Here is a 16,778-nt window from a genome sequence, read left to right on the forward strand (position 1 = left end):
AAGCTCATGGCGCTGCGTTAGCCATACACCGCGCCGACATCGCAACTGTCATGAAAAACTCCGAGAATTGCGCCGATGCAGCCTGTCCCCAGCAACGTCGTCCTGCTTGTCGAAGACGAGCCGCACATTCTCTTTCTGTTGTCCGAGTACCTGGCCGGCGAGGGCTATCAGGTGCTGCAGGCCGATAGCGCCGCCCGCGCCTTCGAGATTCTGGCGACCAAGCCGCGCCTCGACCTGCTGATCAGCGACTACCGGCTGCCGGACGGCGTATCCGGGGTGATGATCGCTGAGCCCGCGCTGAAGCTGCGCCCGGACCTGAAAGTGATCTTCATCAGCGGCTATCCGATCGAGATCTATGAGTCCGGTAGCGATCTGGCGCGCGCCGCGCCGGTGCTGGCCAAACCCTTTTCGCTGGATTCGCTGCGCAGCCAGATCCAGCAGCTGCTGGCCGGCTGAGCGCGCCCGCAGCGCGTAACCCGCCGAACACCAGACATGAAAAAGCCCGCACTTGTGCGGGCTTTTTTCTTGGCCAAATCGATCAGTTGATCTTCGGGTCCAGCTCACCGCTGGCGTAGCGCTGGAACATGCCTTCCAGCGAGATCGGCTTGATCTTGCTGGCGTTGCCGGCAGTGCCGAAGGCTTCGTAACGGGCGATGCAGATGTCGCGCATGGCCGCCACGGTCTTGGCAAAGTACTTGCGCGGGTCGAATTCGGCCGGATTCTTCGCCATGAATTCGCGGATCGCGCCAGTGGACGCCAGGCGCAGGTCGGTGTCGATGTTGACCTTGCGCACACCGTACTTGATGCCCTGAACGATTTCCTCGACCGGCACGCCGTAGGTTTCACCAATCTCGCCGCCGTACTGGTTGATGATCTTCAGCCACTCCTGCGGCACCGAGGAGGAACCGTGCATCACCAGATGGGTGTCGGGAATACGCGCGTGGATTTCCTTGATGCGCTGGATCGACAGGGTGTCGCCGGTCGGCGGCTTGGTGAACTTGTAGGCGCCGTGGCTGGTGCCGATGGCGATGGCCAGCGCGTCGACCTTGGTGGCTTTGACGAACTGCGCGGCTTCTTCCGGATCGGTCAGCAGCTGGCTGTGGTCGAGCACACCCTCGGCGCCGACGCCGTCTTCCTCGCCGGCCATGCCGGTTTCCAGGCTGCCCAGGCAACCCAGCTCGCCTTCCACGGAGACGCCGCAGGCATGCGCGAAGGCCACGGTCTGCTGGGTCACGCGCACGTTGTAGTCATAGTCGGCCGGGGTCTTGCCGTCTTCCTTCAGCGAGCCGTCCATCATCACCGAGGAGAAACCGAGCTGGATCGAGCGCTGGCAGACGTCCGGGCTGGTGCCATGGTCCTGGTGCATGCACACCGGGATGTGCGGGAATTCTTCGATGGCGGCGAGGATCAGATGACGCAGGAACGGCGCGCCCGCGTATTTGCGCGCACCGGCGGAAGCCTGGACGATCACCGGGGAATCGGTCTTGTCGGCCGCTTCCATGATGGCGCGCATCTGCTCGAGGTTGTTGACGTTGAAGGCCGGCACGCCGTAGCCGAACTCGGCGGCGTGGTCGAGCATCTGGCGCATGCTGATGAGTGCCATGTTTTCCTTTCTCCCGGTCAGGGTCGTTTAATCGTGTAAGCCTGCCGCAGTGGCCGGCGCTGTTCAAGCACGGCACGCTGGGCGCGGCATTGTAGTGGCGGGCACGCCAATTACCAGCGCCGGTCGCGGCTTTCGCATCGAAGGCGCGGCGCTCGGCTAGAGGTTGATCAGCGAGGCGCTGCAGCCGTGGGCCAGCAGCTCGTCATCGGCCACGCGGTAGACCAGCGCCTCGTTGCCCTTGTCGTGGAACGCAATCACGCCGTCGCTATAGAAACTGCCGTAGGTGGCAGGTTCCCGCTTGAGCGTATGAATGCGTTCGTTGTTGCCGATTTTCAGGTCGATGGCGGTCTTCCCGTTGTCGGCGTAGCGCCAGCCGATGTGCTGCTGGCCTTTGCACTTCCAGCGCACGAATGGCGCGTCCGGGCCGGACTGCCAGTGGCCACAACCGGCCAGCAGCAGCGCCAGGGCGAGAATCGACAGGCCTTTCATTTCGGCTCCTTGGCAATGAAATCAGGGGCAATCCTGCAGATCGGTGCGGGTGGTCACCGTCGGATCACCGGTGGCCTGCATCTCGACACGCTGGTCGCGTTCGGCCGTGGGACCGCTCGCCGCCGGCGGCTCGAACACTTCACAGGCGGTATCCGGTGGGTCGCCGGCACAACCGGCCAGCCCCAGACAGCAAACAGCCAGAACGGCATAGCGCATGGTGCATCCCCTTTCCTTGTGTCTGACACAACACAGACCACAGGCGCCGGCCGGGGTTGCCACGCCGTTGCCTGCCGGGCAAGCCGCTGCCCACCCGGCCGTCGTCGCGATTACTCGGCGCCGCGCTGTTCCAGCACTTCCACGGCCGGCAGCACCTTGCCCTCGACGAACTCGAGGAAGGCACCACCGCCGGTGGAGATATAGGAGATCTGCTCGGCCACGCCGTACTTGTCGATCGCCGCCAGGGTGTCGCCACCGCCAGCGATGGAGAACGCCGGGCTCTGCGCGATCGCCTGGGCCAGTACCTTGGTGCCGTTGCCGAACTGGTCGAATTCGAACACGCCGACCGGGCCGTTCCAGAGGATGGTCTGCGAAGCCTTGAGCATTTCGCCGAACATGGCCGCGGTCTTCGGCCCGATGTCGAGGATCATGTCGTCGTCGGCGACGTCGGCAATGGCCTTGACCGTGGCTTCGGCGCTCTCGGCGAATTCCTTGGCGACCACCACGTCCACCGGCAGCGGCACAGCGACCTTGGCGGCGATGGCCTTGGCGGTGTCGAGCAGATCGGCTTCATGCAGCGACTTGCCAACCTTGTAGCCGGCCGCGGCGAGGAAGGTGTTGGCGATGCCGCCGCCGACGATCAGCTGGTCGCAGATGTCGGCCAGCGAGGTCAGCACGTCGAGCTTGGTCGACACCTTGGAACCGGCGACGATGGCGACCATCGGCCGCGCCGGCTTGTCCAGCGCCTTGCCCAGCGCTTCCAGCTCGGCGGCCAGCAGCGGGCCGGCACAGGCGACCTTGGCGAACTTGGCCACGCCATGGGTCGAACCCTGGGCGCGGTGCGCGGTGCCGAAGGCGTCCATGACGAAGACGTCGCACAGCGCGGCGTATTTTTGTGCCAGCTCGTCGGTGTTCTTCTTCTCGCCCTTGTTGAAGCGCACGTTCTCCAGCAGCACCAGCTCGCCCGGCTGGACCTCGACGCCGTCGAGGTAGTCCTTGATCAGCGGCACGTCACGGCCGAGGGCCTTGGACAAGTAATCGGCGACCGGCTTGAGGCTGTCTTCCTCGCTGTAGATGCCCTCTTCCGGACGGCCCAGGTGCGAGCAGACCAGCACCGCGGCGCCTTTCTCCAGCGCCAGCTTGATGGTCGGCAGCGAGGCCAGGATGCGTGCGTCGCTCTTCACCGCGCCATCCTTCACCGGCACGTTGAGGTCTTCGCGGATCAGCACGCGCTTACCGGCGAGGTCGAGGTCGGTCATCTTCAAAACGGTCATGTTGATCTTCCTTAAGGTCGATAGGCAGCGATGTTGCAAGGCACGGCTCGCTAGGCGCGATGAGCCACGCGCAGATAATGTTCGGTGACGTCCAGCATGCGATTGGCGAAGCCCCATTCGTTGTCGAACCAGGCCAGCAGGTTCACCAGCCGCGGCCCTGAGACCCGCGTCAGGCTGCCGTCGACGATCGCCGAATGCGGGTCGTGATTGAAATCGCAACTGGCATGCGGCAGTTCGGTGTAGGCCAGCAACCCCTTGAGCGGGCCGACTTCGGCCGCCTGGCGCAGCACCCGGTTGATCGTCTGCGCATCGGTATCGCGCGCGGTCTGCAGGGTGATATCCAGGCAAGAGACGTTCACCGTCGGCACTCGCACCGCTTTGGCCTGAATCCGCCCGGAGAGTTCCGGCAGTAGGCGCTCGATGCCGCGCGCCAGGCCGGTGGACACCGGAATCACCGACTGGAAGGCCGAGCGCGTGCGGCGCAGGTCCTCGTGGTGGTAGGCGTCGATCACCGGCTGGTCGTTCATCGCCGAATGGATGGTGGTGATCGAGGCGTACTCGATCCCGAGTGCATCGTTGAGCAGTTTGAGCAGCGGCACACCGCAGTTGGTGGTGCACGAGGCGTTGGACACCAGCCGTTCGGTGCCGGTCAGCTGCTGCTGGTTGATGCCCATCACCACGGTGGCGTCGATGTCGGCGGCGCTGGCCATCGGCTGCGAGAACAGCACCCGCGGCACGCCGGCGGCGAGAAATCGCTCGCCATCGGCGCGAGTGGTGTAGGCGCCGGAGCACTCCAGTACCAGATCGACCTCCAGCGCCCGCCAGTCGATGGCCTCCGGCGTCGACTCGCGCAGCACCTTCACGCAGTGGCCGTTGAGATGCAGGCAATCGCCAACCACGCTCACCTCACCGGGAAAGCGACCGTGGGTGGAGTCAAATCGGGTGAGGTATTCCAGGCTGGCCATGTCAGCCAGGTCGTTGAGTGCGACGAACTGAAAATCGAAGGCGCCGCCGCGCTCATAGAAGGCACGCAGCACGCAACGGCCGATGCGGCCGTAGCCGTTGAGGGCGACGCGATAGGGACGGGCGTTGGCCATCGGATTCGTCGATCCTGTCGGGGAAAACCGCTGTGCGGGTTTTGCCCCCTGCACAAGGTGATTGACGTAGGGTGGATGGCCGAAGCCATCCACCGCCGCGCGAGATCAGTCTTCCAGCAGTTCTTCGGCCACCGCGAGGATGTTCTCGACGGTGAAGCCGAACTCCTCGAACAGCTGGCCGGCCGGGGCCGACTCGCCGTAGGTGGTCATGCCGATGATGCGGCCGTCGAGGCCGACGTACTTGTACCAGTAGTCTGCATGCGCCGCCTCGATGGCGATGCGTGCACCGACCTCCACCGGCAGCACCTGCTGCTTGTAGGCCGCGTCCTGGGCGTCGAACACACTGGTGCAAGGCATGGAGACGACGCGCACCTTGCGGCCTTGCGCAGCCAGCTGGTCGGCGGCCTGCACCGCCAGGCTGACTTCCGAACCGGTGGCGATCAGGATCAGCTCCGGCTCGCCGACGCAGTTCTTCAGGATATAGCCACCGCGGGCGATGGCCGCTTCGGTTTCGTTGTCACGCACATGGAACGGCAGGTTCTGCCGCGAGAAGATCAGCGCGCTCGGGCCGTCCTTGCGCTCGAGGGCGTACTTCCAGGCTACCGCCGATTCGACGGTATCGGCCGGGCGCCAGGTGTCCAGGTTCGGCGTGGTACGCAGGCTGGTCAGCTGCTCGATCGGCTGGTGGGTCGGGCCGTCTTCGCCGAGGCCGATGGAGTCGTGGGTGAACACGTAGAGCACACGCTGCTTCATCAGCGCCGACATGCGCACCGCGTTGCGCGCGTATTCCATGAACATCAGGAAGGTCGCGCCGTAGGGAATCAGGCCACCGTGCAGGGCGACGCCGTTCATGATCGCGCTCATACCGAACTCGCGCACGCCGTAATACATGTAGTTGCCCGAGGCATCCTCGGCCACCACCGGCTTGCAGCCCTTCCACAGGGTCAGGTTGGAGCCGGCGAGGTCGGCCGAGCCACCGAGCAGTTCCGGCAGCAGCGGGCCGAAGGCGTTCAGGCAGTTCTGGCTGGCCTTGCGGCTGGCGATGGTTTCGCCCTTGTCGGCGACCTCGCGGATGAAGGCCGACGCCTTCTCGGCGAAATCGGCCGGCAGCTCACCGGCCATGCGCCGCTTGAACTCGGCAGCCAGTTCCGGGAACTCGGCGGCGTAGGCGGCAAAGCGCTGGTTCCACTCGTTCTCGGCGTCGGCGCCCTTCTGCTTGGCGTCCCACTCGGCGTAGATGTCGGCGGGAATCTCGAACGGCGGGTGGTTCCAGCCCAGCGCCTCACGGGTCAGGGCGATCTCGGCGTCACCCAGCGCAGCGCCGTGGGATTCCTCCTTGCCCTGCTTGTTCGGCGAGCCGAAGCCGATGATGGTCTTGCAGCAGATCAGCGTCGGTCGGTCGCTCTTGCGTGCGGTTTCGATGGCGATCTGGATCTCGTCGGCGTCGTGGCCGTTGACGTTGCGGATCACCTGCCAGCCGTAAGCCTCGAAGCGGCGCGGGGTGTCGTCGGTGAACCAGCCGTGCACCTCGCCGTCGATGGAGATGCCGTTGTCATCGTAGAACGCGGTGAGCTTGTTCAGCCCGAGCGTACCGGCCAGCGAGCAGACCTCGTGGCTGATGCCTTCCATCATGCAGCCATCGCCGAGGAACACGTAGGTGTTGTGATCGACGATCTCGTGGCCCGGACGGTTGAACTGCGCGGCCATGATCTTCTCGGCCAGGGCGAAGCCCACGGCGTTGGCGATGCCCTGGCCCAGCGGGCCGGTGGTGGTCTCGACGCCGGCGGTGTAGCCGAACTCGGGGTGGCCCGGGGTCTTGCTGTGCAGCTGGCGAAAGTTCTTCAGGTCGTCGATGGACAAGTCGTAACCGGTCAGGTGCAGCAGCGAGTAGATCAGCATCGAGCCGTGGCCGTTGGACAGCACGAAGCGGTCGCGGTCGGCCCACTGCGGGTTGGTCGGGCTGTGCTTGAGGTGGTCGCGCCAGAGCACTTCGGCGATGTCCGCCATGCCCATCGGGGCACCTGGGTGGCCGCTGTTGGCTTTCTGCACGGCATCCATGCTGAGTGCGCGGATGGCATTGGCTCGCTCACGACGGCTGGGCATCGCTGATCTCCTGCGGGGTGTACGTAGAAAAAGGCGGCCATTTTCCCCTTTCGCGGGAGAGGGGGCAATGACTGAATGGCCGCGGCTTCAGTCGAGCAGGCGCACACCCTGGGCCTGCACATCGGGCAGATGGGCGAGCAGGTAATCCTTCATCTGCGCCAGCACCGGATGCGCCGCGCCGTGGGCAGGCCAGACCAGGTAGTAGCTGTCGCCGGAGCGCACCGCGGCGTCGAACGGCAGCGCCAGCGTGCCGCGCGCCAGCTCGGCACCGACCAGCGCCAGATCGCCGATCGACACGCCGTGGCCCTGCGCCGCCGCGGAAATACCCAACTCCAGGGTGTCGAACAGCTTGCCCTGCTGCCACGGTACTGCGTCGGCCAGGCCGACCCGCGCCAGCCAGCGCCGCCAGTCGCGGCGGTCACGCGAGGGGTGGATCAGCTCCGCCGCCGCCAGCCGCGCGGCGTCCCACGGCTGATTGCCGAGCAACGTCGGTGCGCAGACCGGCACCAGCCACTCATCGAACAGCTTCAGGCAGTGGCCATCAGCGGCCAGCGCGGCATCGCCGAGGAGGATCGCGCAATCGAACGGCTCGCTGCTGAAGTCCACCGCATCGAGGTCCATCCAGGCGCTGGTCAGCTGCACGCGCTGCTGCGGATAGGCCAGCTGGAAGGCCTCCAGCGTGTTCAGCAGCCAGCGCATGGTCAGCGTCGAGGGAGCCTTCAGGCGCAGCGCGCCACGCTGGCGGGTCACCGCGATGCAGGCGTTCTCGATGGTGCCGAACCCGACTTTCAGCTCCTGCGCCAGCCGGCGCCCGGTGTCGGTCAGCGCCAGTCGCGAGCCGCGCCGCTCGAACAGCTGGCAGCCGAGCTGCTGTTCCAGCGTCTTCACGTGCCGGCTGATGGCGCTCTGGGTGATGCACAGGCTCTGCGCCGCCTCGGTGAAGGAGCCGAAGCGCGCCGCCACCTCGAAAGCGCGCAAGGCGTACAGCGGTGGCAGCCGGATCGTCACCGGGCACCTCCGCGGCATGAGTAAAAGTCATCCCAGCAGGTCGTTTTTTCCATTTTTCACCGCCTCGCTCCGTTCCGATACTGCGACGCCACGGGCCTTCTCGGAACGGCATCGTCCGAGCGAGTGCACCGCCCGATCAAGAAAAACTCAGGGAAGGATGACATGTCCGCGAATAATTTCGACCACCTCCTGGCTGCCAGCATCGAGCGCGGCGGACTGGACCGGCAGCAGATCGCGCAGATCCTCAACTTCAAGCTGTTCGGCAACCCGACCGGCTTCCTGCACCTGAGGCACCTGCCGATCGGCGAGATTCCGCCGACCCCGGCCAGCCGCGAGGCGCTGCACAAGCACGACGACAGCAGCGAACGGCTGCTGCTGCAGGCGACCGTGCTGCTCGGCGAGCCGGTCGGCTACCTGCAGGAATCCGGCGGCGCGATCGTCAACAACTTCTTCCCGCAGCGCGGACAGTCGCGCGCGGCGACCTCCGACAGTTTCGACACCGAACTGGACCTGCACACCGAGAACGCCTTCCACGCCATCCAGCCGGACTACCTGCTGCTGCTCTGCCTGCGCCAGGACCCGGAGGCGGAAGCGATCACCTATGTCGCCTCGGCGGAACGCATCCTCGCCAGACTGAGCTACGAGGAGCAGCTGTTCTTCCTCAACGAGCCGTACAACTTCCTTTCCGACTACGGCCCGAGCGAAAAGAACCAGCGCATCGACATCGACAAGCACCAGACGGTGCTCTACGGCGACCCCGACGCGCCGTTCCTGCGCTTCGATCCGCAGTTCATGCTCGCCTTCAGCAACCGCGCCCAGGCGCTGCTGGAGCGACTGCGCGCCATCGCCTGGTCGGTGGTCGAGCCGATCCGGCTGTGCCCGGGCGATCTGCTGATCATCGACAATCGCCGCACGGTGCACGCGCGCAGCCGCTTCGATGCGCGGTTCGACGGCAGCGACCGCTGGATCCAGCGCGCCTTCGCCATCTGCAACCCGCGCTTCTATGCCGAGCGGCTGGGTAAGCAGCATCGGGTGTTCGGCCTGGTGACCGAACTATGAACGCCACCTATCTCGCCTTCGCCTCGGCGGTCGCCCTGCTGATCGCCTCTCCCGGGCCGGTGGTGGCGCTGGTGGTCGCCGATGCGCGCCGCGTCTGGCCGCTGTGGACCATCCTTGGCGGCGTGTTGTCGGCGCAGGTGCTGATGATTGGCGCGCTGCTGGCGATCTACCTGGCGCTGGATTTCGAGCCAGTGGTGCTCGAATGGGGTCAGATACTCGGCGGGCTGTACCTGATCTGGCTCGGCGCCGACAGCCTGTGCGGCGGCGGCAGCGACCACCGGCAATCCGCCAGGAGCCAGACGCATCACTTCTGGCGGGCAATGGCGGTCGGCCTGTCGAACCCCAAGGACATCCTGTTCTTCCTCGCCTTCCTGCCCGGTTTCATCCTGCCCACGCAGCCGTTCGCACCGCAGGCGCTGACGCTGATCGCGATCTGGGCGGTCATCGATCTGTGCGTGCTGCTCGCCTACAGTTTGCTCTCGCGTCGACTGGCCGGCACGGGGCTGGTGCAACGGCTGCTGGATATTCTGCCGGGCTACTTCCTGGTCGCCCTCGGCCTGATCTCCTGCTCGCTCGGCGTGCTGCGCATGCTCGAGTGACCCTACGCCGCGCAAGGCAATATCAAAACTTTTTGATATTGCCCTTGCTGTACGAAAAGTGACCGACTAGACTGCGCGACCTATGAGCCTGCGCATACCCCAGATCCGTTTCGACGCCAGCGATTCGCTCGCCGCCCTGTGCAAGGCCGGCGGCGATCCGCTGCGCCTGAACGTGCTGCGGGCGCTGGCCAGCGACTCGTTCGGCGTGCTGGAACTGGCGCAGATCTTCGCCATCGGCCAGTCCGGCATGAGCCACCATCTGAAGGTGCTGACCCAGGCCGGACTGCTGGCCACCCGCCGCGAAGGCAACGCGATCTTCTACCGGCGCAACTTGCCGCAGGGCGACAGCCTCGGCGGCAAACTGCACGCGGCGCTGCTCGAAGAAGTCGATCAGCTGGAGCTGACCACCGAGGTGCAGGCCCGCATCGCCGCCGTCCACGCGCAGCGCAGCGCCGCCAGCGAGGACTTCTTCGCGCGCATGGCCGGCAGCTTCCAGGCCCGCCAGGACCTGCTCGCCGGCCTGCCGCAGTACCGCGACAGCGTGCTGGCACTGCTCGATGCGCTGAACTTCGAACCCACCGCCACCGCGCTGGAAGTCGGCCCCGGCGACGGCAGCTTCCTGCCGGAACTGGCCAGTCGTTTCCGTCACGTGGTGGCGCTGGACAACAGCGCGGCGATGCTCGAACTGGCGCGCGCCCGCTGCGAACAGGCCGGTCTGGACAACGTCGAGCTGAAGCTGGCCGACGCGCTGCACGACGAATGTCCGGCTGCCGACTGCGTGGTGCTGAACATGGTGCTGCATCACCTGGCGGCGCCCGGCGAGGCACTCAAACAACTGGCACGGCTGGTGAAAGCGGGCGGCAGCCTGCTGATCACCGAGCTGTGCAGCCACAACCAGAGCTGGGCCAGGGAGGCCTGCGGCGATCTCTGGCTGGGCTTCGAACAGGACGATCTGGCCCGTTGGGCCGATGCCGCGGGGCTCACGCCCGGCGAGAGTCTCTACATTGGCTTGAAGAACGGTTTTCAGATCCAGGCCCGGCACTTTTCCCGGCCCGCCGCTGACGACCGACTCACACCCGGTAATAGGAACCGATAGATGAGCGAATACTCGATTTTCACCTCCGAGTCCGTGTCCGAAGGGCACCCGGACAAGATCGCCGACCAGATCTCCGATGCAGTGCTGGACGCCATCATCGCCGAGGACAAGCACGCCCGCGTGGCCTGCGAAACCCTGGTCAAGACCGGTGTGGCGATCGTCGCCGGCGAAGTGACCACCTCGGCCTGGGTCGACCTGGAACAGCTGGTGCGCGACGTCATCGTCGACATCGGCTACAACAGCTCGGAAGTCGGTTTCGACGGTGCCACCTGCGGCATCATCAACATCATCGGCAAGCAGTCAGTGGATATCGCCCAGGGCGTCGACCGCTCCAAGCCGGAAGACCAGGGTGCCGGCGATCAGGGCCTGATGTTCGGCTACGCCAGCAACGAGACCGACGTGCTGATGCCGGCACCGATCCGCTTCTCCCACGCGCTGGTCGAGCGCCAGGCCGAGGCACGCAAGAACGGCCTGCTGCCGTGGCTGCGCCCGGACGCCAAGAGCCAGGTCACCTGCCGCTACGAGAACGGCAAGGTGGTCGGCATCGACGCCGTAGTGCTGTCGACCCAGCACAACCCCGAGGTCAAGCAGAGCGATCTGCGCGAAGCGGTGATGGAACTGATCATCAAGCACAGCCTGCCGGCCGAGCTGCTGCACAAGGACACCCAGTACCACATCAACCCGACCGGCCAGTTCGTCATCGGCGGTCCGGTGGGCGACTGCGGCCTGACCGGGCGCAAGATCATCGTCGACACCTACGGCGGCATGGCCCGTCACGGCGGCGGTGCCTTCTCCGGCAAGGACCCGTCCAAGGTCGACCGCTCGGCCGCCTACGCTGGCCGCTATGTGGCGAAGAACATCGTCGCCGCCGGTCTGGCCGAGCGCTGCGAGATCCAGGTGTCCTACGCCATCGGCGTGGCGCAGCCGACGTCGATCTCGCTGAACACCTTCGGCACCGGCAAGCTCGGCGACGACAAGATCATCGCCCTGGTGCGCGAGCACTTCGACCTGCGTCCGTACGCGATCACCCGCATGCTCGACCTGCTGCACCCGATGTACCAGGCCACCGCGGCCTACGGCCACTTCGGCCGTAACCCCTACGAGATGACGGTGGGCAACGACACCTTCACCGCCTTCACCTGGGAGCGCACCGACAAGGCCGACGCCCTGCGCGCCGCTGCCGGACTGTAAGGCGTCACCGAGGCCAAGGACCCCGTGCTCGGCCTCAAAAAGATGTTCAGCAAGTGACAGCCCGCCGCTGAATGAAGAACGCCCGCATCTGCGGGCGTTTTCTTTTGCCGCTCAGTTCTTCAACCGATAACCGGTCTTGAAGATCCACCACACCGCTACGAGGCACAGCGCGAGAAAGCCGAGGATCATCGCCAGGCTGATGCCGACACTGATGTCCGAGACGCCGTAGAAGCTCCAGCGGAAGCCGCTGATCAGGTACACCACCGGGTTGAACAGGGTGATCTTCTGCCACAGCGGCGGCAGCATCTCGATCGAATAGAAGCTGCCGCCGAGGAAGGCCAGTGGCGTGACGATCAGCGCCGGGACGATCTGCAGCTTCTCCCAGCCATCGGCCCAGATGCCGATGATGAAGCCGAACAGGCAGAAGGTCACCGCCGTCAGCACCAGGAACAGCGCCATCATCAGCGGATGCTGGATCTCGTAGTCGACGAACAGCCGCGCGGTGATGAGGATGATCACGCCGAGGATCAGCGACTTGGTCGCCGCCGCGCCGACGTAGCCGATGACGATCTCGACATAGGACACCGGCGCCGACAGCACCTCGTAGATGGTCCCCGAGTAGCGCGGCATGTAGATGCCGAACGAGGCATTGGAGATGCTTTCGGAAAGCAGCGCCATCATGATCAGGCCAGGGATGATGAACGCGCCGTAGGGGATGCCGTGCATCGCCTCCATGCGCGCGCCGATGGCCGAACCGAACACCACGAAGTACAACGAGGTGGAGATCACCGGCGTGGCGATGCTCTGCAGCAGCGTGCGCCAGGTGCGCGCCAGTTCGAACAGGTAGATCGCGCGGATCGCGTAGACGTTCATGCGGTTATTCCTCAGCGACCGTGGACCAGATTGACGAAGATTTCCTCCAGCGAACTCTGGCTCGATTGCAGGTCCTTGAAGTCGATGCCGTGCTCGCCCAGGCGCTTGAGCAGCTCGGCGATGCCGGTGTGCTCGTGCTGGGCGTCGAAGGTGTAGACCAGCTGATTGCCCTCGTCGGCCAGCGCCAGCGGATAGCCGGCGAACTCGCGCGGGATCGCCGTCAGCGGGCGCTGCAGCTGCAGGGTCAGCTGCTTCTTGCCGAGCTTGTGCATCAGCGCCGCCTTGTCCTCGACCAGGATGATCTCGCCCTTGCTGATCACGCCGATGCGGTCGGCCATTTCCTCGGCTTCCTCGATGTAGTGCGTGGTGAGGATGATGGTCACGCCGCGCTCGCGCAGGCCGCGCACCATCGCCCACATGTCGCGGCGCAGCTCGACGTCGACGCCGGCGGTGGGCTCGTCGAGGAACAGGATCGAAGGCTCATGGGACAGCGCCTTGGCGATCATCACGCGGCGCTTCATGCCGCCGGAAAGCTCCAGAATCCGGGCATTGCGCTTGTCCCACAGCGACAAATCGCGCAACAGTTTTTCCAGGAACGAATCGTCGGGCGCCTTGCCAAACAGCCCGCGCGAAAAACGCACCGTCGCCCAGACACTCTCAAAACCTTCGTTGTACAGCTCCTGCGGCACCAGCCCGATCTTCGAACGCGCGGCGCGGTAGTCCTGGACGATGTCGTGCCCATCGACCAGCACTCGCCCGCTGCCAGGGTTGACGATGCCGCAGATGATGCTGATCAGCGTGGTCTTGCCGGCTCCATTGGGGCCAAGCAGGGCGAAGATCTCGCCCTTGCGGATGTGCAGGTCGATATGTTTGAGCGCGGGATGACCCGAGGCGTAGGTCTTGCTGAGCTGCTCGATGGCGATCACGGAGTGCACAGGCGCCTCTCTTGGAAATCGGTGGGCGGAAGATTGTAGAGAAATCGCGGCGACACGGGGCACATCCTGTCACTGACCGTCGTCATTTCGCCCCTCACGCAAAAACGGCATGCTACGCGCCGCGAGTACATGGACAGCGAAAACTCGAGGATCAGACATGAAACCCATCAAATTGACCTTCCTCGGCCTGTTCGCCGGCCTGACCCTGTTGTGGTTGCTGGTCGACAGCTTTCTCATGGAGCAGTACCAGATCTGGGCGATACGCACGGTACTGGTGCATTACAGCGGCGTGCTGGCCATCGGTGCGATGAGCGTTGCGGTGATCCTGGCCGCGCGACCGAAACGCTTCGAGCGCTTCTTCGACGGCCTGGACAAGACCTACCGCCTGCACAAGTGGCTGGGCATCGCCGCACTGGTGATCAGCACTATGCACTGGGCCTGGGGCCAGGTGCCGAAATGGCTGGTCGGCGCCGGCTGGCTGGAAAAACCGGTGCGCCACGCCGGGCCGCCACCGGAGGGCATCTTCGGCCTGTTTCGGCGCTTTCGCGGGTTGGCCGAGGACGTCGGCGAGTGGGCGTTCTACGCCGCGGCGATTCTCATCGTGCTGGCGCTGATCAAGACCTTCCCCTATCGCTGGTTCTTCAAGACCCACCGCTGGCTGGCAGTGGCCTACCTGGCGCTGGTGGCGCATTCGGTGGTGCTGACGCCGCCGGACTACTGGAGTTCGCCGCTGGGCCTGGCCCTGGCACTGATGATGGGCGCCGGCTCGGTCGCCGCCTGCATCTCGCTGCTGCGCCGCATCGGCCGCAAGCACAAGGTGGTCGGCCGCATCGACGAACTGACCCATCACCCGGACAACCGCGTGCTGCGCGTCGGCCTGCAGCTCGAAGGCGCCTGGCCGGGACATGAAGCCGGGCAGTTCGCCTTCGTCACCTTCGACGAGAAGGAAGGCCCGCACCCGTTCAGCCTCTCCTCGGCCTGGTGCAACGACGGCAAGCTGGCATTCTCCATCAAGGGGCTGGGCGACTACACCAGCACGCTGCCGCATACCTTGAAAGTGGGCGACGCGGTCACCGTCGAAGGCCCGTACGGCTGCTTCGACTTCCGCGGACGCAAGGACGGGCAGATCTGGGTGGCCGGCGGAATCGGCATCGCGCCGTTCATCGGCCGCCTGCAGGCGCTGGCGACCACTGGCGGCGGTGGCAATGTCGACTTGTTCTACAGCACCAGCGCGCCCGATCAGGCGTTCATCGACAAGGTGCAGCAGCTGGCCGAGCAGGCCCGCGTTCGCCTGCACGTGCTGGTCACTCAGCGCGATGGTCGCCTGACACCCGAGCGCCTGCGGCAACTGGCGCCGTCCTGGAAGGGCAGCGACGTCTGGTTCTGCGGCCCGGCCGCGTTTGGCCAATGCCTGCGTGACGACCTGATCGCGCGCGGTCTGGCGCCGCAGGACTTCCATCAGGAACTGTTCAACATGCGCTAGCGCACGGCGCCCCCACACCGGCCGCGGGACAATCGCGGTCTCTCCCCGAGCAAGGACGCTCGCCATGCAACGCCTCGTCGCGTCACTCCTGCTGCTTGTCTCACCGATCTGCCTGGCCGCCTGCCCGCCCTGGGGCGCCGAGCGCGCGCGCAGCGAAATCAGCGAACTGACGCAGCGACTGGCGGAGTGGGACGACGCCTATCACCGCCGCGGCCTCGCGCCGATCGACGACGAGCTCTACGACCAGGCCCGCGCGCGCCTGCAACAGTGGCAGCAGTGCTTTCCGGCCCAGAACGCCGCCTCGCCGTCACCGCTGGCCCACGCCGGCGGCCCGCTACCCCACCCAGTCGCGCAGACCGGCCTGGCCAAGCTGGCCGACGTTGCCGAACTGCGCGCCTGGATGGCGGCACGCGACGACCTGTGGATTCAGCCCAAAGTCGACGGCGTGGCGGTGACGCTGGTCTATCGCGATGGCCGCCTGCACCAGGCGATCAGCCGTGGCGACGGGCACAGCGGTCAGGACTGGACGGCGCGGGCCCGCCAGCTGCCGGCGATCCCCACGCAGCTGCCGCGCCGCGACGAGGTGATTCTGCAGGGGGAGCTGTACTGGCGGCAGGACGCGCACGTGCAGGCACGCGCTGGCAGCGACGGCGCACGCGGGCGGGTCGCCGGCGCCCTGCAGGGCAAAACGCCCGCCGCGGACAGCGAGGCACGCATCGGCCTGTTCGTCTGGGACTGGCCCAACGGACCGGCCGAGATGGCCAAACGCCTGACGGGACTGGCAGCAATGGGCTTCGCCGACAGCGTGCGTTTCAGCCAGCCCCTGGCCGATCCCGAACAGGCGCGCCAGTGGTGCGAGCGCTGGTATCGCCAGCCGCTGCCCTTCGCCAGCGACGGCGTGGTGCTGCGCCAGGGCCGGCGGCCACCGGCCGAACGCTGGCAGGCGTCACCGCCGCACTGGGCAGTGGCCTGGAAGTATCCGCCGCGCTCGGCGCTGGCACAGGTGCGCCGGGTCGAGTTTCGCATCGGCCGGCGCGGCCGCATTACGCCATTGCTGCAGCTCGAACCCGTGCAACTGGACGACCGCCGCATCGCCCGCGTCAGCCTCGGTTCACTCAAACGCTGGCAGGCGCTGGACGTTCGCCCGGGCGATCAGGTTGCCATCCGCCTCGCCGGCTTGACCATTCCGCAGCTGGACAGCGTCGTCTGGCGCAGTCCGCAGCGCGCGGCAGTGCAGCCACCGAATCCGGCCCGCTATCACGCGCTGAGCTGCTGGCAGGCGACGCCCGGCTGCGAACAGCAGTTCCTCGCCCGCCTCGCCTGGCTGAGCGGCAGGCACGGCCTGGCAATTCCCGGTGTCGGCCCCGGCACCTGGCGCGCATTACTGGACGCCGGCCTGCTGCCTGACCTGCTCGCCTGGCTCGAGCTGGACGCCGCGCGCCTGCAGCAGGTGCCGGGCTTCGGGGCGACGCGCGCCACCAGCCTGGCACGCAATCTCGCCGCGGCACGCCAGCGGCCGTTCCCGCACTGGCTGGCGGCGCTGGGCCTGCCGGACGGTGCGGCGCTCGCACCGGACGACGACTGGCAGCGGCTCGCCGCGCGCAGCGAAGCTGACTGGCGCGCCGCTGGCACTGGCGCGGCCCGCGCGCGACAGCTGTGGCAGTTCTTCCAGGCCGACGCGCCGCAAGCCCTGCGCGCGCGTCTGCAACAGGCAGGTGTCCACGGTTTCTGATGCCATCCGCACGGCACTTC

16 protein-coding genes are annotated in these 16,778 nt (G+C 66.2%); 7 read left to right on the forward strand and 9 right to left on the reverse strand.

The annotated features are described in order from the left end of the window. Nucleotides 1–75 precede the first annotated feature (75 nt). The gene (locus NAV27_RS10720) at nt 76–456 is read left to right on the forward strand and encodes a response regulator (protein ID WP_054094392.1); all 381 of its coding nucleotides are present in this window, start codon (nt 76–78) and stop codon (nt 454–456) included. 82 nt (nt 457–538) lie between these two features. On the opposite strand, the gene fba is transcribed toward NAV27_RS10720, so the two are convergent. The 7 genes from fba to NAV27_RS10755 all read right to left on the reverse strand — a co-directional run bounded on the left by fba (nt 539) and on the right by NAV27_RS10755 (nt 7,790). Then, a complete protein-coding gene (gene fba / locus NAV27_RS10725) occupies nt 539–1,603 on the reverse strand; it encodes a class II fructose-bisphosphate aldolase (protein ID WP_008568459.1) in 1,065 nt (354 codons plus the stop codon). Nucleotides 1,604–1,759: 156 nt separating this feature from the next. After that, nucleotides 1,760–2,092, reverse strand: coding sequence for an MliC family protein (locus NAV27_RS10730; RefSeq protein ID WP_102829068.1), 333 nt, complete (start codon nt 2,090–2,092; stop codon nt 1,760–1,762). Nucleotides 2,093–2,113: 21 nt separating this feature from the next. Continuing rightward, nucleotides 2,114–2,308: a hypothetical protein gene (locus NAV27_RS10735; protein ID WP_008568462.1), complete on the reverse strand. Its 195-nt coding sequence runs from the start codon at nt 2,306–2,308 to the stop codon at nt 2,114–2,116. A gap of 110 nt (nt 2,309–2,418) precedes the next feature. Continuing rightward, nucleotides 2,419–3,582: a phosphoglycerate kinase gene (locus NAV27_RS10740; RefSeq protein ID WP_102829069.1), complete on the reverse strand. Its 1,164-nt coding sequence runs from the start codon at nt 3,580–3,582 to the stop codon at nt 2,419–2,421. Nucleotides 3,583–3,632: 50 nt separating this feature from the next. Further along, nucleotides 3,633–4,679 (reverse strand): erythrose-4-phosphate dehydrogenase, encoded by a 1,047-nt coding sequence (gene epd, locus NAV27_RS10745; protein WP_054094388.1) that lies wholly within the window; start codon nt 4,677–4,679, stop codon nt 3,633–3,635. A gap of 105 nt (nt 4,680–4,784) precedes the next feature. Beyond that, nucleotides 4,785–6,782 carry a transketolase gene (gene tkt / locus NAV27_RS10750; protein ID WP_102829070.1) on the reverse strand — a complete coding sequence of 666 codons (1,998 nt, stop codon included), beginning with the start codon at nt 6,780–6,782 and terminating at the stop codon, nt 4,785–4,787. Nucleotides 6,783–6,869: 87 nt separating this feature from the next. Next, on the reverse strand, nt 6,870–7,790 hold the full coding sequence (locus tag NAV27_RS10755) for a LysR substrate-binding domain-containing protein (protein WP_302473971.1): 921 nt from the start codon (nt 7,788–7,790) through the stop codon (nt 6,870–6,872). A gap of 162 nt (nt 7,791–7,952) precedes the next feature. Between NAV27_RS10755 and NAV27_RS10760 the strand changes: the two genes are divergently transcribed. The 4 genes from NAV27_RS10760 (at nt 7,953) to metK (ending at nt 11,735) form a co-directional block, all read left to right on the forward strand. After that, complete coding sequence (locus NAV27_RS10760; RefSeq protein WP_102829072.1) at nt 7,953–8,849, forward strand: TauD/TfdA family dioxygenase; 897 nt, start codon at nt 7,953–7,955, stop codon at nt 8,847–8,849. Further along, a complete protein-coding gene (locus NAV27_RS10765) occupies nt 8,846–9,448 on the forward strand; it encodes a LysE family translocator (protein ID WP_102829073.1) in 603 nt (200 codons plus the stop codon). The genes NAV27_RS10760 and NAV27_RS10765 overlap by 4 nt, the downstream gene beginning before the upstream one ends. 82 nt (nt 9,449–9,530) lie before the next feature. Further along, complete coding sequence (locus tag NAV27_RS10770) at nt 9,531–10,544, forward strand: ArsR/SmtB family transcription factor (protein WP_008568470.1); 1,014 nt, start codon at nt 9,531–9,533, stop codon at nt 10,542–10,544. Beyond that, nucleotides 10,545–11,735 carry a methionine adenosyltransferase gene (metK, locus tag NAV27_RS10775; RefSeq protein WP_102829074.1) on the forward strand — a complete coding sequence of 397 codons (1,191 nt, stop codon included), beginning with the start codon at nt 10,545–10,547 and terminating at the stop codon, nt 11,733–11,735. Nucleotides 11,736–11,846: 111 nt separating this feature from the next. Here the strand turns inward: metK and NAV27_RS10780 are convergent, their stop codons facing one another. Next, on the reverse strand, nt 11,847–12,608 hold the full coding sequence (locus NAV27_RS10780) for an ABC transporter permease (protein WP_008568472.1): 762 nt from the start codon (nt 12,606–12,608) through the stop codon (nt 11,847–11,849). Nucleotides 12,609–12,619: 11 nt separating this feature from the next. Then, nucleotides 12,620–13,543, reverse strand: coding sequence for an ABC transporter ATP-binding protein (locus tag NAV27_RS10785; protein WP_102829075.1), 924 nt, complete (start codon nt 13,541–13,543; stop codon nt 12,620–12,622). 157 nt (nt 13,544–13,700) lie between these two features. Here NAV27_RS10785 and NAV27_RS10790 point away from each other — a divergent pair, with 157 nt between their 5' ends. Together NAV27_RS10790 and ligB are read left to right on the forward strand one after the other, a co-directional pair. Beyond that, nucleotides 13,701–15,026, forward strand: coding sequence for a ferredoxin reductase family protein (locus NAV27_RS10790; protein WP_102829076.1), 1,326 nt, complete (start codon nt 13,701–13,703; stop codon nt 15,024–15,026). 64 nt (nt 15,027–15,090) lie between these two features. Continuing rightward, nucleotides 15,091–16,758: an NAD-dependent DNA ligase LigB gene (gene ligB / locus NAV27_RS10795; protein WP_102829077.1), complete on the forward strand. Its 1,668-nt coding sequence runs from the start codon at nt 15,091–15,093 to the stop codon at nt 16,756–16,758. The last annotated feature ends 20 nt before the right edge of the window (nt 16,759–16,778 follow it).

Source organism: Stutzerimonas degradans, from assembly GCF_024448505.1.
In the GTDB taxonomy this organism is placed as follows: domain Bacteria; phylum Pseudomonadota; class Gammaproteobacteria; order Pseudomonadales; family Pseudomonadaceae; genus Stutzerimonas; species Stutzerimonas degradans.